The organism is Flavobacterium glycines, assembly GCF_900100165.1.
GTDB lineage: Bacteria > Bacteroidota > Bacteroidia > Flavobacteriales > Flavobacteriaceae > Flavobacterium > Flavobacterium glycines.
Genome location: NZ_FNEO01000003.1, coordinates 225,684 through 248,950 on the forward strand (window position 1 = coordinate 225,684; position 23,267 = coordinate 248,950).

General features: G+C 34.2%; 17 protein-coding genes and 1 tRNA gene. 14 read left to right on the plus strand and 4 right to left on the minus strand.

Annotated elements, in window-relative coordinates; genetic code table 11:
* Nucleotides 1-35: 35 nt before the first annotated feature.
* A complete protein-coding gene (locus BLR17_RS10755; protein ID WP_066323496.1) occupies nt 36-2,957 on the minus strand; it encodes an FAD-binding and (Fe-S)-binding domain-containing protein in 2,922 nt (973 codons plus the stop codon).
* A gap of 351 nt (nt 2,958-3,308) precedes the next feature.
* On the opposite strand from BLR17_RS10755, the gene BLR17_RS10760 reads away from it, so the two are divergent.
* The 14 genes from BLR17_RS10760 to BLR17_RS10825 all read left to right on the plus strand — a co-directional run bounded on the left by BLR17_RS10760 (nt 3,309) and on the right by BLR17_RS10825 (nt 17,300).
* Nucleotides 3,309-4,868 carry a glycoside hydrolase family 10-like protein gene (locus BLR17_RS10760; protein WP_066323495.1) on the plus strand — a complete coding sequence of 520 codons (1,560 nt, stop codon included), beginning with the start codon at nt 3,309-3,311 and terminating at the stop codon, nt 4,866-4,868.
* The gene (locus BLR17_RS10765) at nt 4,855-6,114 is read left to right on the plus strand and encodes an MFS transporter (protein ID WP_066323494.1); all 1,260 of its coding nucleotides are present in this window, start codon (nt 4,855-4,857) and stop codon (nt 6,112-6,114) included. The genes BLR17_RS10760 and BLR17_RS10765 overlap by 14 nt, the downstream gene beginning before the upstream one ends.
* A gap of 88 nt (nt 6,115-6,202) precedes the next feature.
* On the plus strand, nt 6,203-7,036 hold the full coding sequence (locus BLR17_RS10770) for a KilA-N domain-containing protein (protein WP_083189129.1): 834 nt from the start codon (nt 6,203-6,205) through the stop codon (nt 7,034-7,036).
* Nucleotides 7,037-7,064: 28 nt separating this feature from the next.
* Nucleotides 7,065-8,663 carry a glycoside hydrolase family 3 protein gene (locus BLR17_RS10775; protein WP_066323491.1) on the plus strand — a complete coding sequence of 533 codons (1,599 nt, stop codon included), beginning with the start codon at nt 7,065-7,067 and terminating at the stop codon, nt 8,661-8,663.
* A gap of 134 nt (nt 8,664-8,797) precedes the next feature.
* The gene (locus tag BLR17_RS10780) at nt 8,798-9,436 is read left to right on the plus strand and encodes a peroxiredoxin (protein WP_066323489.1); all 639 of its coding nucleotides are present in this window, start codon (nt 8,798-8,800) and stop codon (nt 9,434-9,436) included.
* Nucleotides 9,437-9,623: 187 nt separating this feature from the next.
* Nucleotides 9,624-9,932, plus strand: a complete 309-nt coding sequence (locus BLR17_RS10785; RefSeq protein WP_066323487.1) for a thioredoxin family protein — start codon at nt 9,624-9,626, stop codon at nt 9,930-9,932.
* A 66-nt stretch (nt 9,933-9,998) separates the two neighbouring features.
* Entirely contained in the window at nt 9,999-10,256 is a 258-nt protein-coding gene (locus BLR17_RS10790; protein WP_066323485.1) for a DUF6952 family protein, read from the plus strand.
* A 186-nt stretch (nt 10,257-10,442) separates the two neighbouring features.
* Complete coding sequence (gene tpx, locus BLR17_RS10795; RefSeq protein ID WP_066323483.1) at nt 10,443-10,940, plus strand: thiol peroxidase; 498 nt, start codon at nt 10,443-10,445, stop codon at nt 10,938-10,940.
* 10 nt (nt 10,941-10,950) lie between these two features.
* A complete protein-coding gene (locus BLR17_RS10800; RefSeq protein ID WP_066323481.1) occupies nt 10,951-11,325 on the plus strand; it encodes a diacylglycerol kinase in 375 nt (124 codons plus the stop codon).
* A gap of 22 nt (nt 11,326-11,347) precedes the next feature.
* Complete coding sequence (locus BLR17_RS10805) at nt 11,348-13,810, plus strand: DNA translocase FtsK (protein WP_066323479.1); 2,463 nt, start codon at nt 11,348-11,350, stop codon at nt 13,808-13,810.
* 4 nt (nt 13,811-13,814) lie between these two features.
* Nucleotides 13,815-14,456, plus strand: a complete 642-nt coding sequence (locus BLR17_RS10810) for an outer membrane lipoprotein periplasmic chaperone LolA1 (protein ID WP_083189141.1) — start codon at nt 13,815-13,817, stop codon at nt 14,454-14,456.
* 8 nt (nt 14,457-14,464) lie between these two features.
* On the plus strand, nt 14,465-15,922 hold the full coding sequence (locus BLR17_RS10815; protein WP_066323475.1) for an LptF/LptG family permease: 1,458 nt from the start codon (nt 14,465-14,467) through the stop codon (nt 15,920-15,922).
* A 2-nt stretch (nt 15,923-15,924) separates the two neighbouring features.
* Entirely contained in the window at nt 15,925-17,058 is a 1,134-nt protein-coding gene (gene ribB, locus BLR17_RS10820; RefSeq protein ID WP_066323473.1) for a 3,4-dihydroxy-2-butanone-4-phosphate synthase, read from the plus strand.
* Between the two features lie 157 nt (nt 17,059-17,215).
* Nucleotides 17,216-17,300: transfer RNA gene (locus tag BLR17_RS10825), tRNA-Ser, on the plus strand.
* 418 nt (nt 17,301-17,718) lie between these two features.
* Here the strand turns inward: BLR17_RS10825 and BLR17_RS10830 are convergent.
* From BLR17_RS10830 to BLR17_RS10840, 3 genes are all read right to left on the minus strand, one after another.
* Nucleotides 17,719-19,602 carry an OmpA family protein gene (locus tag BLR17_RS10830; RefSeq protein WP_066323468.1) on the minus strand — a complete coding sequence of 628 codons (1,884 nt, stop codon included), beginning with the start codon at nt 19,600-19,602 and terminating at the stop codon, nt 17,719-17,721.
* A gap of 10 nt (nt 19,603-19,612) precedes the next feature.
* Nucleotides 19,613-20,527, minus strand: coding sequence for a PorP/SprF family type IX secretion system membrane protein (locus BLR17_RS10835; protein WP_066323464.1), 915 nt, complete (start codon nt 20,525-20,527; stop codon nt 19,613-19,615).
* A 49-nt stretch (nt 20,528-20,576) separates the two neighbouring features.
* Nucleotides 20,577-23,267, minus strand: a 2,691-nt coding sequence (locus BLR17_RS10840) for a T9SS type B sorting domain-containing protein (protein WP_139148980.1), incomplete at its 5' end; no start/stop codon positions are given.

The following is a 23,267-nucleotide window of genomic DNA, read 5'->3' on the forward strand; positions in this document are numbered from 1 at the left end:
ACTATTGATTTTGCAATTGTTATTGCAATTGAAATTTAATTAATCAAACAACTTTTCAAAATACTCACCGGATGCTGTGCTTTTCGGCTGGTTCCGTCAAAAATTTGGTGGCGGCAGGAAGTTCCCGCAGCAGCAATGGCTACATCGGCATCGGTAGCTCTGATTTTTGGGAATAAGGTATCTTCACCCATTTTCATACTTATTTCGTAATGCTCTTCTTCATAACCAAACGAACCCGCCATACCGCAACAACCGGAGTTATAAATAGTAACCGAATTGTTTTTAGGTACATTCAACATTGTAAAAGTAGCTTCAACAGCACTCAGGGATTTCTGGTGGCAATGTCCGTGGATTTTAATTTGCTTTTCGTTGGTCGAAAATTGTCCTGCGTGAATTTTTCCGGCAAGGATTTCTTTTTTGAAAAACTCTTCGATAGTCAGCACGTTTTTGGCCAGTTTTTCGGCAGCGGTTTTATCTTCTGCCAAGCGTAAATACTCATCCCTAAACGTCAATATTGCAGAAGGTTCCAATCCTATTAACTGGCAATCATCGGTAATAATCGGAGCAAAAGTGGCTACGTTTTTAATTGCAATCATCTTCGCTTCTTCGAGAAATCCTTTAGAAAGATAAGCTCTGCCACTTTCTTCGTGATCCACAACAATTACTTTGTATCCTAATTGAGTCAGCAATTCGAAAGCATCAATCCCAACATTTACATCGTAATAATTAGTAAACTCATCACAAAACAACACTACTTTACCATTTGGATATTTCTTATTGTCATTGCTATTACCATTGTTATTGCTAAGCCATTTTCTAAAAGTCTGACTAGCTAAGCGCGGAACTTCTCTTTGCTGCGCCACTCCCATCGCTTTTTTCACCAAAGAAAGATTCGAAACAATATTGGTTAAGGCAGGAAACAAACTTCCCATCTTATTCATTTTAGCATTGTTGGCAAAGAGTTTATTGCGCAACGAAAAACCATTTGCTTTTTGGTATTGGTATAAAAATTCGGCTTTCAATGTCGCCACATCCACATTTGACGGGCATTCGCTGGCGCAGGCTTTACAGCTCACACACAATTCAAAAACCTCGTACAATTCCTTATGATTGAATTTATTGTCTTTTTCGGAATGCGTTAAATATTCACGAAGTGCGTTGGCTCTCGCACGTGTAGTGTCTTTTTCATCACGGGTAGCACGATAACTCGGACACAAGGTTCCTCCCGCTGAAGGCATTTTTCGACAATCGCCTGAACCATTGCATTTTTCGGCAGCTCTCAAAATTCCCATACTGTCTGAGAAATCCTGAATGGTTTGAATATCCGGTTCTACCCTATCTGTTTCAAAACGGAAATTCTCATCCATTTTTAAGGCATTCACAATTTTCCCCATATTCAAAACCGAATTCGGGTCGAATGCTAATTTCAGTCTTTTTAGTAATTCGTAATTTTTTTCACCAATCATAAAAGGCAGAAATTCCCCTCTCACGATTCCGTCACCGTGTTCACCACTTAAGGAACCACGGTATTTTTTAACCAAAATAGCCACCTCGGTAGCAATATTTCTAAACTGATAAACGCCTTCTTTGGTCTTTAAATTCAAAACAGGACGCAGGTGCAATTCTCCCGCTCCGGCATGTGCATAATAAATAGCTTCCTGTCCGTGGCGTTGCATCATAGCCGAAAAATCGGCAATATAATTAGGCAAATCACTCAATTCCACCGCTGTATCTTCGATAGAATCAGCCGCTTTGTCATCGCCTACAATACTTCCTAAAAGTCCAAGACCCGCTTTGCGGAGTTCGTTTACTTTTTCAACATCGGCACCATATAACTTTACCGAAGCGTAACCGAAATTATTGTCTTCTAAATCTTTAATCAAAGCTTCTGCTTGTTTTTCGGTCTCTTCCATACTGATATGCGAAGCCACCTCAAACATCATAATCGCTTTGGGTTCACCCTGAATAAAAAAGCGATTTTTACTCTGTTCTTTATTATGTTTGGTACAATCTAAAATGGTATCATCAATCATTTCACAAGTGTACAAATGGTGCTTCATCGCAATCATTACCGCTTCTAAACTCTCCTGAATGGTAGTAAAATGAGTCACCACCATGATATTATTTGTTGGCGGTAAATCATCTACTTTTAAGGTTACTTCAGTTGTAAAAGCCAATGTTCCTTCACTTCCACAAAGCAGTTTTCCCACATTTATTGTTGGTTCAGTACCTCCAAATAAATCCGATTTCAACAAAACATCAACGGCATAACCGGTATTACGCCTGTGAATTTCCGGCTTTGGAAATTCATTTTTTATTTCCTGCTGATTGGCTTCAACAGACAATTCTTCGTATAATTTTCTATAAATCTGATTTTCTAAAGAATCTCCTTTGGTTTTCTCTAAAAACTCAGCCGAAGTAATCGTATTAAAAACAGCTATCGAACCATCGGCTAAAACGGTTTTAATTTCAACAATCTTATCACGGGTAACTCCATAACGAATAGAGGTAGTTCCCGAAGAATTGTTCCCCACCATTCCTCCAATCATACAACGATTAGAAGTGGAAGTATTAGGTCCGAAAAATACTCCGTGTGGTTTTAAATACAAATTCAATTCGTCGCGAATGACACCCGGTTGCACGGTAACGGTCTTTTTTTCGGCATCAAAAGCAATAATTTTTGTAAAATATTTGGAAACATCCACCACTATTCCGTCTCCGATAGTTTGTCCCGCTAAGGAAGTTCCTGCTGTTCTTGGAATTAAAGTTGTTTTATTATCTACTGCATAACGCACTAATTTTACAATATCCTTCGTTGATTTAGGTAAAGCTACCGCCAACGGCATTATACGATAAGCCGAAGCATCGGTAGCGTATAAGGTTTTATGAAGATCATCATATAAAAGTGTTCCTTCTAACGAATCAGACAATTGCTTTAACGAATGTAAATTGGACATAAATAAAATAGCTTTTGTGTATTTAATACAGTTCTAAAAATTATTTGACAAATATAAATATATCGGTTTTTAAAAAAACATAAATAAACTATTTAATATTTTTAACTTGTAGCATGAGTTATTACAATTTTAATTCAGGTATTTTTTATGTAGCCAAAAAAGCTTCAAACATTTGGCACTCAACTGCGGAAGCTAAGGACATTTAAAACTTAAAATTATCTTCAAAATTCAATTATATAAATTCGTGGCAAAAAAATTGCAATACTAAAAACATAAGGAAAATTAATCCTAATTTATCTGCTAAACTTCGCTAAAAAAACTATTTTTGGTAACTGTAAAACACCGTATTCGATGAGTCCTAAAAATCTAATCTGCTTATTTATCTCCATTTTGTCGCTGTCTATTGGCTACAGCCAGATACAAAAAACAACTAATCCTAAAAACGAATTCCGAGCCGTTTGGATTGCTACCGTTGCCAATATTGACTGGCCCATAAAAAACACTGATGCTGTCGAAAAACAAAAAGCCGATTTCATTGAAATTTTAGACACTTATAAAAAGCTGAATTACAATGTGGTTATTGTACAAATTCGTTCTTGCGGGGATGCCATGTACCCAACTGATTTAGCACCTTGGTCAAAATACCTGACAGGTAAACAGGGACAGGCTCCTGTTCCTATTTATGACCCTTTAGAATGGATGATTGCCGAAGCACATCAAAGAGGTTTTGAATTTCATGCCTGGTTTAATCCTTATCGCGCATCGATGGATTTAAACACAGCTGAATTAAGCAGAAATCACGATATCATCAAACATCCTGAATGGATGATTAAATACGGTGGAAAATACTATTACAATCCGGCATTACCTGAAGTTCAGGCACATTTAATTAATGTAGTTGATGAAGTAGTAACAAAATACGATATTGATGCTGTTCATTTTGACGACTATTTTTATCCTTACAGAGTGCCTGGAGAAGCATTCAATGATACTGCTTCTTATAAAAAGTACGGCAAAGGCATGGGACTTGAAGACTGGCGTCGTGACAATGTCAATACTTACCTAAAAAACACCTATGATTCTATCAAAAAATTAAAACCCTGGGTGCAGTTTGGCATTAGCCCTTTTGGTGTTTGGAGAAACAAATCGGTAGACCCAAAAGGTTCTGACACTCAGGCAGGACAAACCAATTATGATGATTTGTATGCCGATCCAATGGCTTGGATGGAAGGCAATTATATCGATTATCTTTTACCGCAATTGTATTGGAGCATCGACCATCCGAAGGCTTCTTATGCTAAATTATCAAAATGGTGGTCAGAAAACACTAATAAAAACACCGCACTTTACATTGGTAACGGAAGTTATAAAATCAACGCCGATTCGGATAAAAAATGGTTTAATCCAAATGAAATTCCAAATCAAATTGACCTGACACGTGGCTTTAACAACATTAACGGAAATGCATTTTTCAGTGCCAAGTCTTTTGTAAACAAAAACGATGCGGTGACCCAATTACTAAAAGACAACCAATACCAATATCCGGCCTTACCTTTTGTGGTTCCAAATTCTAAAAAAGAAGTTTTAGATATCCCCGCAATTACTAATATTAATAATCAAAGTGACAGTACGGTTGTTACTTTAGGTTTTCCAACGCAAAGTAAAATTCGTTATGTAATGGTTTATGGTACTACCAATAAAAACCTAATTAACGTGAATGACCCAAGCCAAATTATTAATAAAATAGCTTTTAAAGAAACCAAAGACAGCATCGCTATCAGAATACCAAAACTCTATCTTGAAAAACACAACAATTGTGCATTAACTTTTGTTGATTATTTTGGAAATGAAAGTCAGGCGACTTTATTGAAGGTAAACAATCAAAACTTAAAAACGAATGAAGACAGATAATACGCCTTGGTATTGGATTCCACTATTAAATTTTGCTTCGGGTTTTCCGTATGTAATTATAATTTCCGTTTCGGTATTAATGTATAAAAACCTTGGAATCAGCAATGAAGACATCGGTTTGTACACCAGTTTATTATACCTACCTTGGGTAATCAAACCTTTATGGAGCCCGTTTATTGAATTGCACGGCACCAAACGAAAATGGTTTTTGAGCATGCAATTATTCATTTCCATTGCCTTTTTAATTGTAGGTTTTATAATTCCTACAAACCAGTTTTTCATGCTGAGCCTGGCTATTTTTTGGGTAGCAGCCTTTGCTTCGGCTTCGAATGATGTAGCCAGTGACGGTTTTTATTTATTGGCTTTAACTAAAGATCAGCAATCGTTCTTTTTAGGAATTCGAAGCACTTTTTATAGAGCTTCAATGCTAACTGGAAACGGATTGATTATTCTATTGGCCGGTTATTTGGAAAAACAATATGGCGACAACCAAAAAGCCTGGTCTTACACCATGATTTTAGTTGGATTAGTAATGACTTTTTTAACAGTTTACAACTATTTTGCTACTCCAAAAAATGAATTATCAATAACTAAAAAAGAAGCAGAAGAGAAAAATTTCGCCACTGTTTTTGCCGATTTTTTCAAGAAAAAGCAAATTGGGTTAATCCTTGCTTTTATCCTTTTGTTCCGTTTAGGAGAATCACAATTATTAAAAATGCTGACTCCTTTCTTAGTTGATAAAACTGATGTTGGCGGATTAGGATTAGAAACCGAAGATGTTGGAATTATCTACGGTACTTTCGGATTGATCGCACTGACTATTGGAGGAATCTTGGGTGGAATTGCCATTTCTAAACAGGGTTTAGGAAAATGGATGTTACCTATGATTTTGACAATGCATTTACCAATTATTGGTTTCATTTTACTGGCTCATTTTCATCCGGCCTCCGTTTACTACGTTTATGTGGTAGTTATTTTGGAGCAATTTGGCTACGGATTTGGTTTTGCCGCCTTTATGATGTATTTGATTTATGTTGCCGAAGGCGAATCGAAAACTTCGCATTATGCCATTGCTACCGGTTTTATGGCTCTGGGAATGATGCTTCCCGGAATGCTTAGCGGATACATTCAGGAATATTTAGGTTATGGTAATTTCTTTATTTGGGTTTTAATAGCTACTATTCCCGGATTAATTTTATCTAGATTTTTAGTTTTCCCAAAGGATTTTGGGAAGAAGGTGGAATAGTATTCGTTGTTTATTACAATCAAAAACAGCTTCTTACTTCATGAAAATGAAGTTATTTAATATTAAAAATCATTAAATAAAAAATATTTTGAAAAACAAAGTCAAGATTTTAGAAGTTCAAAATGTTTCTATAGCAGTCGTTTCTTCCAATAATGAAGACGATTACATCTGTATAACAGATATTGCTAAAACCAAAGAATCTGATTCTCGTGCTGCTGATATAATTAAAAACTGGATACGAAACAGAGCAACTTTGGAATTTTTGGGTACTTGGGAGCAAATGTATAATCCAAATTTTAAAGTGGTCGAATTTGACCACTTTAAAATGCAGGCAGGTTTACCAAGTTTTGTTTTAAGTCCTGGAACTTGGGCTGAAAAAACAAATGCAATTGGCATTTATGTCAAATTAGGCAAGTACGGAGGCACTTTTGCACACAAAGACATTACCCTTGAATTCTGTTCGGCTGTCAATCCTATCTTCAAATTATTCTTAATCAAAGAGTTTCAACGCCTAAAAGAAGAAGAAAACAGTAACAAAAAACTCGAATGGAATTTACAAAGAACCATTTCTAAAATAAATTATAAAATTCATACTGATGCTATAAAAGAAAATCTAATTCCGATAAGCTTAACAGCAAATCAAAAGAATTTTATTTATGCCGATGAAGCTGATATTCTTAACGTAGCTCTATTTGGCAAAACCGCAAAAGAATGGCGTAATGAAAATCCAAACGAAAAAGGAAATATTAGAGACACAGCCACTATTGAACAATTAGTTGTATTATCTAATCTTGAAAGTATTAACGCAATGCTCATTCAACAGGAAATAGTACAACAAGAACGATTAATAAAATTGAATGAAATCGCTATTAGCCAGATGAAATCCCTTATCAATACCAACACATTGGGTAAATTGAAATAATTTTAAAACCAATGCTAAACTCTAAACAATGACATTAGAACAAAAAATAGGACAATTCTTTTTCCCGGCTGTATTTATCAATGACAGTGAAGAAAACATTCAGGCAACCGAAGAATTAATTAGAAAATACAATATTGGCGGATTGACGTTTTTTCACAGTCGCGCCAGTGCTGCAACGAATTACGAATCGAAGAAAAAAATCGAATTCAACGATGACAGTTATTCCCGTTTAAAAGAATTGATTGTTCGCTATCAAAAATGTGCTTCTACCCCCCTTTTAATGAGCATTGATGCCGAATGGGGACTTGCCATGCGTGTCGAAAAAACACCGCAATATCCTTATGCAATAACGCTGGGAGCTTTGCCTGAGGATAAAAAAGACTTGGTTTACGAAGTTGGAAAACAAATCGCCTTAGACTTAAAATCGACTGGGATTCATTATAATTTGGCTCCGCTTGCTGATATCAACAACAATCCAAATAATCCAGTGATTGGTTACCGTTCTTTTGGTGAAAACAAAGAAAAAGTAGCTGATTTTGCGCTGGAATATTTACGCGGAATGAGTGATGCAGAAGTTTTAGGCTGCTTAAAACATTTTCCCGGACACGGAAATACCAATGTTGATTCGCATTTAGGATTGCCTGTTTTGGAAGAAAACTTAGAACAATTAATAACTAACGAATTGTATCCATTCATCAAAGGAATCGAAAATCAAGTCGATTCGATTATGATAGGACATTTGGCAGTTCCGGCTTTAAATGAAGGAATAAACACTTCGGCAACCTTGTCTAAAAATATTATTCAATCCCTTTTAAGAGAGCAATTGGGCTATGATGGTTTAGTAATTTCTGATGCTTTGAACATGCACAGCGTTTCTAAATTATATGAAACTAAAGGACAACTGGAATGGGAAGCTTTTAATGCCGGAAATGACGTCTTGTGTTTTGCCGAAAATGTTCCAGAAGGAATTCAGGCGATTTTAGAAAATGCTTCTCCGGAAAGAATTGAAGAGAGTTTCAATCGTATCCTGAAATGCAAAGAAAAAGTAGGTTTATTGCATTTGGAACAAGAAAATAACTATACTCTGAATTTTGAAAAGGCATCCCAATTGAATAAACAAATTGCCAGATTCAGTATTACTAAAATCCAGGATCAAATTGATTTTGAAACGATAAAAAATGCCAGTCAGGAACAAAATACAGCGCTGCTTTCCTTGTACAAATCAGCCGATAATGATTTTGCAAGCATGATTCAGGCTGCTTTAAACTGTGCACAATTCAGTATCGAATCGATTGTGGATTTTGATTTTCAAGTTTTAGAGAACGAAATAAACACTTTTGAATATTTAATAATTGCACTTTTTGTTCCCAAAGCCAAACCTTTGAATCGTTTTGAAATTGATGACGTTATCTTCAATTTGTTGGAAAAACTATTACTAACTAAAAAATGTATGGTTTATGTTTTTGGAAATCCTTATGCACTGCCTTTAATTCCTAATTTAAGCAAGGCTTCAAAGCTTATTCAGGTCTATCAGGATTTTAGCGAATTCCAAATCAATGCGGCTCATCAATTTTTATCGGATTCAGAATGTAGCGGAAAACTCCCGGTTTCAATTGATTTACAATAATCTAAACTTTAAAAAAAGCTCAATATAAGTAAAAATTATTATTAAATAAATATTAATAATCAACTACTATCATTATAAGTCTTTTTTAAGGCTTACTTTTGCATCCAACAAATAATAATTAAAAACAAATAAATATGTCATTAGTAGGAAAAAAATTCCCAAACATTACAGTTGACGCCATTTCTGAAATGGGTGATAATTTAAAAATCAACATCTTTGAAGAAGCAGTAAACAACAACAAAAAAGTACTTTTATTTTGGTACCCAAAAGATTTTACTTTCGTTTGTCCAACTGAATTACACGCTTTTCAGGCTGCTTTACCAGAATTTGAAAAAAGAAACACAATCGTAATCGGTGCCTCATGTGATACTAACGAAGTTCACTTTGCATGGTTAAACACTCCAAAAAACAACGGAGGTATTGAAGGTGTAACTTACCCACTTTTAGCTGATACAACAAGAAACTTATCTGCTGCTTTAGGTATTTTGGATGCTGAAGCTGGTGCTTACAATGAAGATGCTGATACGTATTTAGTAGAAGGTTCTAACGTTACTTACAGAGCTACTTATTTAATTGATGAAACTGGAAAAATTTTCCACGAAAGTGTTAACGATATGCCATTAGGTCGTAACGTAAACGAATATTTACGTTTAGTTGATGCTTACACTCACATTCAACAAAAAGGTGAAGTTTGTCCTGCTAACTGGGAAGCTGGTAAAGAAGCAATGAATGCTGACAGAAACAGTACTGCTGCTTACTTAAGCGCAAACTAATTTTTTAGAAGTCACTAAGATTCTAAGTTACTAAGTCTTTAAGATTTTAAACTTAAATCTAATCTTCCAAATTATAACTTATAAATAATTAAGTCAAAAGATTCTAAGTTGCTAAGTCATTATAATTCGAAACAATTATAAAAAACTTAGCAACTCAGAAACTTAGTAACCTAGAAACTCAAAGAAAATGTTAATCGAATTAAACGAAGATACTTTAGCCAATTTAGTGGCTGAAAACGAAAAAGTAGTAGTTCAATTTTCGGCATCATGGTGCGGTAACTGCCGTATTATGAAACCAAAATTCAAAAAACTGGCTACCGAAAATGAATCCATCACATTTGCACTTGTTGATGCTGAAAATTTTCCGGAGTCCAGAAAATTAGCCAATGTAAGTAACTTGCCAACCTTTGCTACTTTCGTAAACGGAAAATTGGTAAACGAAACACAAACTAACAAACAGGAAGTGTTAATCGAATTGGTTAATGAAATAGTTTAACCGATTATTCGTCAAATTGATAAACAAATAAACGATTCAACGAATAACCAAATAAACAACTAGAAAATGAAACTACCCGTAATAAAACATTTGACTCAGTTTATCGAAGAAAATGATCAGGATTACATCATCGAAACCATTGAAGTATTAGAAGCAATGACTGAGATTTCTTCACTTAAAGATGAAGAATTGGATGTTATCGGAGAATTAATATCGAATATGTACGGCGCTTTAGAAGTACACAAGCTGGTAAAAAACGGAACTGACAAAAAAGAAGCACTCAATACTTTTATGAAAAGAGTATTAGGTTCCATAGATAAATAAGCCCTTTTCAAACCCTAAAAATAGCTTAAAAATGCCTCTCGCTGAGTTGCATTTTTTTGCGTTTATACCTATTTCTCAATCTTTCATTGAGTTAAAACCTTTCCTTTTCTGATTTAAAATCTTAAATCAGTAATCCTAATTCTTAAATAATTTTCATACTTTTGAACCTCATTAAAAAAATTAATTATGGCTTCAATCACATTAGGAGGAAATCCAATAAACACTGCAGGAGAATTACCAAAAGTAGGTACAAAACTTGCCGATTTTAAATTAGTAAAAAACGATCTTTCTGTTGCTTCTTTAAGCGATTTTAACGGAAAAAAATTAGTTTTAAATATCTTCCCTAGTATCGATACAGGAACTTGTGCTACTTCAGTAAGAAAATTCAATGAAGCTGCTGCCAAATTAGAAAATACTGCTGTTTTGTGTATTTCAAGAGATTTACCATTTGCTCAAAAACGTTTTTGTGGAGCTGAAGGAATCGAAAATGTAGTTAATTTATCTGACTTTCAGGAAGGAACTTTCGGTAAAACAAATGGATTAGAAATCGTTGACGGGCCTTTAAAAGGATTGCATTCAAGAGTTTTAATTGTTGCCGATGCTGACGGAACAATTTTACACACAGAGCAAGTTGCTGAAATTGCTAACGAACCAAATTACGAAGCTGCTTTAGCAGTACTTTAATCTTTACCGGATGGCATTTCAAAAAGACGAAACCTTTGTTACCGGAAGATTTAAAAGTGTTGGTTTTGCTCTAAAAGGAGCTATAAAACTAATTACTACGGAACACAGTGTTATGGTTCAAACTTCTCTTGGAGTTATATTAACTATCATTGGATTTGCAGTAGGAATTTCACAAACTGAATGGCTTTTTCAAACTTTTGCTATCGGTTTAGTCTTAAGTATTGAAGGACTGAATACCGCAATAGAAAAAGTAGCCGATTTTATTCATCCGGATTACCACGAAAAAATTGGTTTTATAAAAGACATTGCTGCCGGATCTGTATTTTTTGCAGCAATGACAGCGATAATTATTGGTTTAATCATATACGTACCTCACTTTATTTAAGAGGTTTAGTTACATTTATAGAATGGCAAAAACAACAAAAAAAGAGACTTTAGATCCGAACAACAATTCAAAAACTAAAGTTTTTAAATCATGGGAAATGTCTAAACAGCATAAAACTATCTTAGGCTGTCTTCTCATCTTATTCTCTATTGCTTTATTAGTTGCTTTTGTTTCTTTCTATGTATATGGACAGGAAGATCAAAGTGCTGTTCTTGAATTATCGAACAGAACTGAAATAGTAAAAAATTGGCTGGGAAAGTTTGGTGCTTACCTGGCCAATTTAATCGTTTACCAAGGATTTGGACTGGCTTCATTCCTATTTGTTCGCTTATTATTCTTAAGCGGAATCTTTTTAATCCTTGGACTTTCAGCAAAAAAACTCAAAAACATCTGGTTTTGGGATTTATTTGTAATGATTAATTTATCGGTTTTGTTTGGATTTTTTGCCACTTCACTACCGGAATTAGGCGGAATCATTGGTTACGAATTGAATTTATTCCTTCAGGATTATATTGGAAAAACAGGAACCTTATTACTACTCATCTTTGGCTTAGTTATTTATGTGATTTTCAAAATGAAATTATCTCCTGAAAAGATTCAATCTTTTTTTGAAAGCAACAAAAAAGAAATTATCCCTGTAGAAGAAAACAGTTTCATCAACAACAGTTCTATATCAGACAGCGCTTATAATCTGGAAGAATTTGCTGTTCCTGAAGAAGAAGAAATTATTGAAGAACCGGTTGTTGAAAAAATTCCTGAATTCAAATTATCACAATTCGAAATCAATAAAGAAGCACTAAAACCAACCATTAATCATGCTTCTGAAATTAATTTAGATCCTATTTCTAAACCACTTCCTATTGAAAAAACTACTACTATTCCAGTTGCAATAAACGAAGATTTTGTAATCGAAGCGGCATCTGAGGAAGAAGTGGTAGAAGAAAACTTAGCGGCTCGTTTGGTTTCTGATTTTGGTTTATTCGACCCAACATTAGACTTATCGAACTACAAATTTCCAACAATTGAATTACTAAAAGAATATTCAACCGGAGGAATTACCATCAATCAGGAAGAGTTAGAAGAAAATAAAAACCGAATTGTAGATACACTTCGTAATTACAAAATTGAAATTGCACAAATTAAAGCTACTGTTGGTCCTTCGGTAACTTTATATGAAATAGTTCCGGAAGCAGGTATCCGAATTTCTAAGATTAAAAGTTTAGAAGACGATATCGCTTTATCACTTTCGGCACTTGGAATCCGTATCATCGCTCCTATTCCGGGAAAAGGAACAATTGGTATTGAAGTACCTAACAAGAATCCTACTATGGTTTCGATGAAAAGTGTTATTGGTTCTACTAAGTTTCAGGAAGCCGAAATGGAATTACCTGTAGCTCTGGGTAAAACCATTTCTAACGAAACTTTCGTTGTTGATTTAGCTAAAATGCCTCACTTGTTGATGGCCGGAGCTACCGGTCAGGGAAAATCGGTTGGATTAAATGCGGTTTTAACTTCGCTCTTGTACAAAAAACATCCTGCTGAAGTAAAATTTGTATTGGTTGACCCTAAAAAAGTAGAACTTACTTTATTCAACAAAATTGAAAGACATTATCTGGCAAAACTTCCTGATGTTGAAGATGCTATTATTACTGATAATGCTAAAGTAATCAACACGCTAAATTCGCTTTGTGTTGAGATGGACAATCGTTATTCTTTATTAAAAGATGCGATGGTGCGTAACATTAAAGAATACAATGAAAAATTCAAATCCCGAAAATTAAATCCTGAAAACGGTCACCGATTCCTGCCTTACATCATTTTAGTAGTCGATGAGTTTGCCGACTTAATTATGACTGCCGGAAAAGAAGTTGAAGTCCCTATTGCCCGTTTGGCTCAGTTAGCCCGTGCTATTGGAATTCACTTAATTATTGCCACCCAAAGACCATCGGTAAACGTAATTACAGGTTTAATCAAAGCCAATTTCCCTGCCCGAATTGCCTTTAGAGTAACATCTAAAATTGACTCCAGAACCATTTTGGACACTCAGGGAGCCGATCAGTTAATTGGACGCGGAGATTTATTATACACTAACGGAAATGATGTCGTTCGCGTACAATGTGCGTTTATTGACACTCCTGAAGTTGAAAAAATCACTGATTTTATTGGTTCACAGAAAGCATATGCTACCGCATATTTATTACCTGAATACGTAGGAGAAGAAAATGGCATTAATCTTGATATTGATATTTCTGAAAGAGATTCATTGTTCAGAGAGGCTGCCGAAATCATCGTAAACGCTCAACAAGGTTCGGCCTCTTTATTACAGCGAAAACTAAAATTAGGCTACAACAGAGCCGGCCGATTAATTGATCAATTAGAAGCAGCCGGAATTGTGGGGCCTTTTGAAGGAAGTAAAGCCCGCTCTGTAAACATTCTGGACATGCATGCTCTTGATCAATTTTTTAATAATGAAGAAAACAATTAATACAATGAAAAAGTTTATCCAAATTACATTTATCTTACTTATTTCTTTTGCAACGCAAGCACAAGACAAAAAAGCAAAAAGCCTTTTAGATCAAGTTACTGCTAAAGTAAAAAGTTATAATAATATTGTAATTGATTTTAAATACTCACTAAACAACAGTAAAGAAAACATCAATCAGGATAGTAAAGGAAATGTAACCTTAAAAGGCAATCAATATGTATTGAACTTCATGGGAATGACTAAAATTTTTGACGGAAAAAAAACCTACACTATTGTTCCTGAGGATGAAGAAGTAAACATCTCTTCGGTAAATGAAAAAGACGATAACGCTGTAACTCCGTCTAAAATGCTTACTTTCTTTAATAGCGGTTACAAATATTCTATGGACATTTTGCAAAATGTAAGAGGCAGAAAAATTCAATACATTAAATTAATCCCAACCAACACTAAAGACCAAAGAAAGGAAATTCTGTTAGGAATTGATGTGCAAACAAAACACATTTATAACCTGATTGAAACCGGTAAAAAAGGAACGAAAACAACATTAACCGTTAATTCTTTTAAAACCAACCAACCTTTGTCAAAAAATCAATTTACCTTTGTAGCTAATAAATATCCAAATTACTACATCAATAAATTAGATTAATCCATTACGTGAAAATTCTCGATAAATACTTATTAAAAACATTCCTGATTACATTTACTACGGTATTTGTAATCTTGTTTTTTATATTCATATTACAAACCATTTGGCTTTTCATCGCTGAGCTGGCCGGAAAAGATTTAGACGTTACTTTAATTGTTAAATTTCTACTCTTTTCAATGCCTAGAATCGTTCCGTTAGTACTACCCCTTTCGGTACTGCTATCCTCAATTATGACTTTTGGTAATCTTGCCGAAAATTATGAATTTGCAGCAATGAAATCCTCAGGAATCTCTTTGCAAAGAGCTATGAGAGGACTTACTATATTTATAGTATTTCTTAGTGTTATAGCCTTCTTTTTTGCTAATAATGTAATTCCTTATGCCGAATATAAATTCATCAATTTCAGAAAAAACATTGCCCAATTAAAACCTGCAATGGCAATCACTGAAGGACAATTTAGTGATGTCGGTTTTTACAATATTAAAGTCAATAAAAAATCAGGAGAAAACGGGAACAAACTAACAGGAATTACAATTCATAAAAAATCTGTTAGTGGCGACGGAGGCAAAACAGTTATCAAAGCAAAAAATGGTGAATTAATCAGCAGTGAACAATCGAGTATTTTACAACTTGTTCTAAATAACGGTAATTACTACGAAGACATTACTCCTAAAAAATTTAACGATAGAAAGAAATATCCATTTGCCAAAAGTTCGTTTAAAAAATACACTATCAATATTGATTTATCACAATTGAACAATGTAGATGTTGATGAAGAAAAAGTAACTAATTCGAATACCATGTTAACTGTAAGCGAATTAAATTACACCTTGGATTCATTAAAGAAAAATTACAAAACCGAAATTGCTTCTTATTCTGAAAACATCAATCAAAGAACTATTATTCAAAATAAGACTTTTGATAATAATTCTAATGTAACACTAACTAAACCTAAAAAGAAATTACCTTCAGATATTTTATCTTTATACGATAATCGTAAAAAAGTGGAAATATTAACAACTGCAGGCAGTAACCTTAGCAGCATTGGTTACAGCATCGACGGAAGTAGATTCAATTTAGAAGCCAAACAAAAAAGCATCAACAATCACTTGTTAGCTTTATACGACAAATTTGTTATTGCTTACGCTTGTTTAATGATGTTTTTCATTGGTGCTCCACTTGGAGCCATCATTAGAAAAGGAGGACTCGGATTACCTATTATTTTCGCAGTATTAATATTTATAACTTTTCACTTTATTAATACTTTTGGAAAAAGATTTGCGCAAGAAAACGGAATGACACCTTTTATGGGATCATGGATGTCTTCAATGATATTAACACCTCTAGCCATACTACTAACCTATCGAGCTACAAATGATATTGGTTTGATTAACATGGATATTGTTTTGGCTCCAGTACAAAAACTATTTCAAAAAATCATAGCTAACAAAAAAACAACTACCTAAAAATGGTCGCAGATAAAATACAACTCAATACAATTGAAGAAGCAATAGAAGATATCCGTCAGGGAAAAATTATCTTAGTTGTTGATGATGAAGACAGAGAAAATGAAGGTGATTTTTTGGCTGCAGCCGAAAAAGTAACACCTGAAATGATCAACTTTATGGCAACCCATGGTCGTGGATTAATTTGTACTCCACTAACCGAAAAACGTTGTAAAGAACTAGATTTAAAACCAATGGTCACAAACAATACTGACCATATGGAAACAGCTTTTACCGTATCAGTCGATTTAAAAGGAAACGGCGTAACCACAGGTATTTCTGCTGCCGATAGAGCAAGAACCGTGCTTTCTTTAATTGATCCTAAAACAAAACCACAGGATTTAGCCCGACCAGGACATATTTTTCCTTTAATTGCTAAAGAAGGTGGTGTTTTAAGAAGAACAGGACACACTGAAGCCGCAATAGATTTTGCCCGATTAGCAGGCTTTAAACCGGCTGGTGTAATCGTTGAAGTAATGAACGAGGATGGTACCATGGCCCGTTTACCTCAATTAGTAAAAATTGCAAAAAAATTTGATATCAAAGTGGTTTCTATTGAAGCTCTTGTTGCTTACAGAATGCAACATGACAGCATCATTGTTAAGAAAGAAGATTTTGATATTAATACCCGATTCGGTGTTTTTCGTTTAAGAGCTTACGAGCAAATAACCAACAAACAAATTCATATCGCTTTAACAAAAGGAACCTGGAACTTAGGAGAACCAATCTTAACCCGAATCCATTCTTCTCAGGTTAATAATGATTTGTTAGGTACATTAACTAATAACGTGGACCAACAATTAGACGATATGTTTAAAATAATCAACGAAAACGGTCGTGGAGCTGTTATTTTTATCAATCAGGACATGTCGGCGGTTAATTTACTTAATCGTATTACCGAACTGAAAGGTTTACAAGCCGAAGGAACAATGAAAGCACCAAAAGTAGTTATTGATATAAAAGATTACGGAATCGGGGCACAAATATTACACGATATTGATATTTCAAAAATCCGATTAGTATCTAATTCAACTCAAACTAAACGCGTAGGAATGATAGGTTATGGTCTTGAGATTACCGAATATGTTAACTACTAATAATTATTTTCCCGTTTTAAAGAGGCTAACTATCACATACTAAAAACATTAAATCAGCTATAAAAAAATAGCTGATTTTTTTTATCCAAATATATTTTTTTATCTGGAAAAACCTCCTATATTTGCACTCGCAATCACGAAACGATTGCTACATACTGGAGAAATGGCAGAGCGGTCGAATGCGGCAGTCTTGAAAACTGTTGACTGTAACAGGTCCGGGGGTTCGAATCCCTCTTTCTCCGCAAGAAAAACCGAAACTTTTGTTTCGGTTTTTTATTTTTATATAAGTTAGATAAGTACACCTGCCTTCTAAGCAGGCGATCCAAAATTCGAATCCTTCTGTGCAATTGCGTTTAAACCGATTAGCTCGTACTTTAATTAATATTTTTACTTCAAAACCACCTTTCTATACTGTACGCCATACTTTACAGCTACTATAACACTTAATAATGTCTATCGAAGCGTAAGCAAATACTGTTTCATAAAAATTTAAAAACTACTCAAACATTATACTAAAGTTTTTAAATAGAAAAGTGAGCGAGAATTTAAAATCAATAAAAAAACTACCCGAAATTAATCTTCAAACTTATTAAAAATAAAAGAGGCAGTGCGGGTTGCACTGCCTCTTTTAAAGTTGGTTTTGGTTGATTTGCATTTGTATTATTTCACTTTAAAAGTGCTTCTTCTATTTTGTTGATGTTCTGTTTCGCTACATTTAGTATTATCTTTACAATTATTCACTAATTGTGATTCTCCATAGCCATTTGCCGTTAATCTTGATTTAGCAATACCTTTTGATACTAAATAAGCCAGCGTTGCATCTGCTCTTTGTTGTGATAACCTTAGATTGTATTTTTTAGATTCTCTACTATCAGTATGAGATCCTATTTCTAGCATAATTTGTGGATATTGATTCATAATTGCAACAATTTTATCCAATGCTACTTTTGCATCTTTACGGATAAATGATTTATTTGTATCAAAATATACACTATTTAAAGCTAAAAGATTAGATAAATCAACTTCAGGTTTAATTTGCTCAACGGCTTTTACAATTGGATACAATTCGTTTGAATCCTTCTTATAAACATTTACAGATTTTGCTGAAGCAACATAGTTTATTTGTTCTATTTTGATAGTATAATTAGAATTAGGCTTTACATCTTTAAAAACAAAATTCCCATTCAAATCTGTTTGCAAAGCTGTCAAAACATTGTTTTTAGAATCCAATATAGTTATTGATGCATTCGGAATCATTTCATTTGTTGCTGCATCAACTACTTTTCCGGAAACTGTAACGGGTAAGTAAGCCAAATTAAAAGAATACAGGTCATCATCACCTATTCCTCCGGGACGATTACTACTAAAGTAACCCTGATTCATTTGTGAGTTTACTGTTAATGCAAAATCATCAAAAGGACTATTAATACCAGAACTCAGGTTAATTACTTCAGAATTTGGATCAGATAAATCAATAGAATACAAATCTAAACCTCCCAAACCAGGATGACCATCGGAAGCAAAAATCAAGGTATTATCTTCAGTTATATAAGGAAATGATTCTCTTCCTTCCGTATTAATCTTATTGCTTAAATGTTCAATTTTTCCAAATGATCCATCTACATTTACAGCTACTTTAAATAAATCTGATTTACCAAAACTTTCTTTAAAATTAGCTGCAAAATACAAAAACTTCCCATCTGGACTCAATGCCGGATCAGCAATATTAACAGAATCATTGTCAGTCAATGAAATAGGGCCTTTATTATGCCATTTCCCCTTTGAATAAACAGATTTGTATATTTTAAATAAGCCATTAACCAATTTGGATTTTGAGTTTTTTGACAATTGATTTTGACTGTAAAACATTGTCTTTCCATCTTTAGAAAAAACAGCTGTTGCTTCATGATAAATTGAAAAGCTATTCTTTGAAAATATTTTTGGACTTGTAAATTCTCCCGAAGGTTTTTTTACGGATTGATACAAACTTGTATAAGACTGATTTGTTCTTGCATACGTTTTATTATCCAAAACAAAATCACGGGCACTTGCAAAAACCAATGTATCTCCTTTTATTGCAGTTCCATAATCCGAAAATTTCGAGTTAAATGGCAATAATTTTACATTCGTAAATAATAATATTGATTTTTCATTCAAGCCATTTTTATATCGTTGGGTTCTAATTTCATTTGGATACTTTCTTTCAAAAATTTCCATTTCTTTTTTAGAATCTTCATTTAAACCAACCGATTTCAATGTTTGAGCATACCTGTATTGATGTTCGGCATCCATTTGATAATTCAACCCATCTAATTTCAAATACCATTTGTAAGCCTGAACATAATTTGCATTTAAATAGTTTGCATCGGCTAATTTCTCAAAAACAGTTACTGTACTAATACCTTTATTAACAAGGTTCTCAAAAAGCGCTATAGATTCAACATAATGTTCTGTGTTAAAAGCTTTATCAGCTTGTCTGATTTCTTTTTTTTGAGAAAAAACCAATAAAGGAAATGCAAATATGAATAAAAATGTTTTTTTCATGTCTTCGTTTTTAAAAGAATCTAGGTGTTGCTATACGTGAATGTTTTCTAAATAAATCAAATTGTAGAAATAATTCATGAGAACCTGAATTATAATTAGAAAGTCTGGTTGTTTCGGTATCGTAACCATAACCAACAAATAAATTATCACTCAATTGAAATCCTGCAAGCATACTTACAGATGCACTCCAACGGTAAGCAGCCCCAATAACAAATTTGTCACTAAACATGAAATTTGCAGACAAATCTAATTGTAATGGAGCCCCGGCAACTACTTTCGAAATAAAAGCAGGTTTAAATTTAAGGTTATAACTTAAATCAAATACTTTTCCTCCCATAAAATACATATGGTATCTTTGATTTATTTGAGCTCTATTTACATCATCATATTTTTCGGTATCAAACAGCATGGGTACTGAAGCCCCAAAATAGCTAGTGTTATTATAATAATACAATCCAACTCCTACATTAGGAGAAAATAAATTTGTTATATTATTTTGAAGTACTTGTTCCCCCGGATTGTATTGATTTAATTTATTATAATCAACATTTAATAAATTACCACTAGCTTTTAAACCAAATGCCAATCTGGAATCATTTGATAAAAATAAAGTGTATGCTAAATCCACCGAAATTTGTGTATCGTCACTAACTCCAATATTATCATTCAAAACAGAAACTCCATAACCTAATTTACTTCCTTCAATAGGCTTATTCATTGAAACATTAACCGTTTTAGGAGCACCATCTAAACCAACCCATTGGGTACGATATAAACCGTATATACTAGTAAATCCTTTTGAACCTGCATAGGCAGGGTTTACCACTGTTGGATTATACATATATTGTGTGTATTGCGGCTCTTGTTGTCCATATGACATTAAGCCGATTAATAGCATTATATTTAAAATTAAAATTCTTTTCATGTTGCTGAATATTATTTTCTAATCTGTATAAATCTAAATCCCCTACTCCTTACTTGTTTATATATAAATATCCCGAACGTTGTTTTGTTATTCCCTGGGCATTTTTATATTTAACAACATAGAAATATACACCACCAGGTAATTCTTCATTTTTACCAATGGTTGTTCTTCCTTCTGATATTCCTCTAAAGAATTTTCCATCCAGACCATATGAACTAACATCATACACAACAACTCCCCATCTATTAAAAATAGTTACATTATTTTCCGGATAAGATTGAATATTTCTAATTACAAAAACATCGTTCTCTCCATTACCATTAGGCGTTACAGCATTGAAAATTTCCAAATCATCTTCCGAAGCACTAAAATTATTTACTTCTAAATAATCAAAAGTTTTACTTGCATTCGAATCGTTTGGTTTTTTTGGATTCAAACCTATTTCTTCTCTGTTTGTTAATCCATCATTATCACAATCACTATCTAAAAATGTATCTGACAATGGCAAAGTGATATTATTTGGGATTGAATTACAAGGATTCAACGAATCTGTTTGATCTATTTTCTCTTGTCCATCAGTTACCCCATCACCATCTGTATCCGGATTTAATGGATTAGTACCGTCAAGTTTTTCTTGTTTATTAGTTACTCCATCACCATCACAATCAGAAGTTTCCCATGCAGATGTAGGGGCAACAGTTTGACTGGCTAAAACAAATTTGCATGGATTTTTAGAATCTGTTCCGTCAGTTTTCTCTTTTCCATCGGTTACTCCATCACCATCTGTATCCGGATTCAATGGATTAGTACCGTCAAGTTTTTCTTGTTTATTAGTCACTCCATCACCATCACAATCAGCAGTTTCCCATGCAGAGGTTGGTGCAACAGTTTGACTAGCTAAAATAAATTTACATGGATCTTTAGGATTTGTTCCATCGGTTTTTTCCTTTCCATCGGTTGCTCCATCACCATCTGTATCTGGATTCAATGGATTAGTACCATCGATTTTTTCTTGTTTATTATTTACACCGTCATTATCACAATCGGCTGTTTCCCATGCAGATGTTGGTGCAACAGTTTGACTCGCTAAAATAAATTTACATGGATCTTTAGAATCTGTTCCATCGGTTTTTTCTTTTCCGTCAGTTACTCCGTCACCATCTGTATCCGGATTCAATGGATTAGTACCATCAAGTTTTTCTTGTTTATTATTTACACCGTCATTATCGCAATCGGCTGTTTCCCATGCAGATGTTGGGGCAACAGTTTGACTCGCTAAAATAAATTTACATGGATCTTTAGGATCAGTTCCATCAGTTTTTTCTTTACTATTTGTAACACCATCACCATCACAATCAGCTGAATTCCATGCTGTACTTGGTGTTACTGTTTGACTTGCCAAAACAAATTTACATGGATCTTTAGGATCGGTTCCATCAGTTTTTTCTTTTCCATCGATTACTCCATCACCATCTGTATCCGGATTCAATGGATTAGTACCATCCAATTTTTCTTGTTTGTTGTTGACACCGTCATTATCACAATCGGATGTTTCCCATGCAGATGTTGGTGCAACGGTTTGACTTGCCAAAACAAATTTACATGGATCTTTAGGATCTGTTCCGTCTGTTTTTTCTTTACTATTTGTAACACCATCACCATCACAATCGGCTGAATTCCATGCTGTACTTGGTGTTACTGTTTGACTTGCTAAAATAAATTTACAAGAGTCAGCAGGATCGGTTCCATCAGTAACTTCTTTTCCATTGATTACACCATCACCATCACAATCTAAATCATTCCAATTGATCGTTAGAGTAACAGAATTGGATTGAGAAGAACAATTATCCGTTACTGTCAACGTATAGGTTCCGGCAGGAAGATTAGAAACCGTTGCCGTAGTTCCAACTACAATATTAGCTGAATTTTTCCAAGAATAATTTACCGTTCCTACTGAATTAGTAACTGATCCGGCAATTACTGATCCGGTAGTACTCGAACAAGAAGCTTCAATCTTAGAAGAAGTGGCAAGTGTTAAAGCAGCACTTGGTTGTGTAATAGTAACTGTTTTAGTAACTGTACATGCATTTACGTCTGTAACCGTCACCGTATAAGTACCTGATGCCAATCCTGTAGCCGTAGCCGCTGTACCTCCCGATGGAGACCATGAATAGGTATAAGGAGCTGTTCCGCCCGTTACACTGATAGTAGCACTACCATTCGAACCTCCGAAACAAGCAATATTCGTTTGAGAACTTATTGATGCATTTAAAGCAGTTGGCTGAATAATTGTAAATGATTTTGTAGCAGTACATGCATTTGAATCTGTAACCGTAACTGTATAACTACCCACAGCTAATCCTGTAACCGTAGCCGCTGTACCACCCGATGGAGACCATGAATAAGTATAAGGAGCTGTTCCGCCTGTTGGAGATACTGTTGCACTACCGTTTGATCCTCCATTACAAGAAACATCCGTTTTACTACCTGTACTTGCATTTAAAGCAGCACTTGGTTGTGTAATAGTAACACTTTGTGTTTTCGTACATAAATTAGCATCCGTAATTGTTACGGTATAAGTACCAGCTGCCAATCCTGTTGCAGTAGCCGCTGTTCCGCCCGATGGAGACCATGAATAGGTATATGGAGCTGTTCCGCCAGAAGCTGTAACTGCAGCACTACCATTAGAACCTCCGAAACAAGCAATATTCGTTTGAGAACTTATTGATGCATTTAAAGC

Coding starts and splice junctions, on each gene's coding strand:
- ribB (WP_066323473.1), top strand. CDS start 15,925: ATGGTCGCAGATAAAATACAACTCAATACAATTGAAGAAGCAATAGAA.
- BLR17_RS10765 (WP_066323494.1), top strand. CDS start 4,855: ATGAAGACAGATAATACGCCTTGGTATTGGATTCCACTATTAAATTTT.
- BLR17_RS10800 (WP_066323481.1), top strand. CDS start 10,951: ATGGCATTTCAAAAAGACGAAACCTTTGTTACCGGAAGATTTAAAAGT.
- BLR17_RS10790 (WP_066323485.1), top strand. CDS start 9,999: ATGAAACTACCCGTAATAAAACATTTGACTCAGTTTATCGAAGAAAAT.
- BLR17_RS10780 (WP_066323489.1), top strand. CDS start 8,798: ATGTCATTAGTAGGAAAAAAATTCCCAAACATTACAGTTGACGCCATT.
- BLR17_RS10755 (WP_066323496.1), bottom strand. CDS start 2,957: ATGTCCAATTTACATTCGTTAAAGCAATTGTCTGATTCGTTAGAAGGA.
- BLR17_RS10805 (WP_066323479.1), top strand. CDS start 11,348: ATGGCAAAAACAACAAAAAAAGAGACTTTAGATCCGAACAACAATTCA.
- BLR17_RS10835 (WP_066323464.1), bottom strand. CDS start 20,527: ATGAAAAGAATTTTAATTTTAAATATAATGCTATTAATCGGCTTAATG.
- tpx (WP_066323483.1), top strand. CDS start 10,443: ATGGCTTCAATCACATTAGGAGGAAATCCAATAAACACTGCAGGAGAA.
- BLR17_RS10830 (WP_066323468.1), bottom strand. CDS start 19,602: ATGAAAAAAACATTTTTATTCATATTTGCATTTCCTTTATTGGTTTTT.
- BLR17_RS10810 (WP_083189141.1), top strand. CDS start 13,815: ATGAAAAAGTTTATCCAAATTACATTTATCTTACTTATTTCTTTTGCA.
- BLR17_RS10775 (WP_066323491.1), top strand. CDS start 7,065: ATGACATTAGAACAAAAAATAGGACAATTCTTTTTCCCGGCTGTATTT.
- BLR17_RS10785 (WP_066323487.1), top strand. CDS start 9,624: ATGTTAATCGAATTAAACGAAGATACTTTAGCCAATTTAGTGGCTGAA.
- BLR17_RS10760 (WP_066323495.1), top strand. CDS start 3,309: ATGAGTCCTAAAAATCTAATCTGCTTATTTATCTCCATTTTGTCGCTG.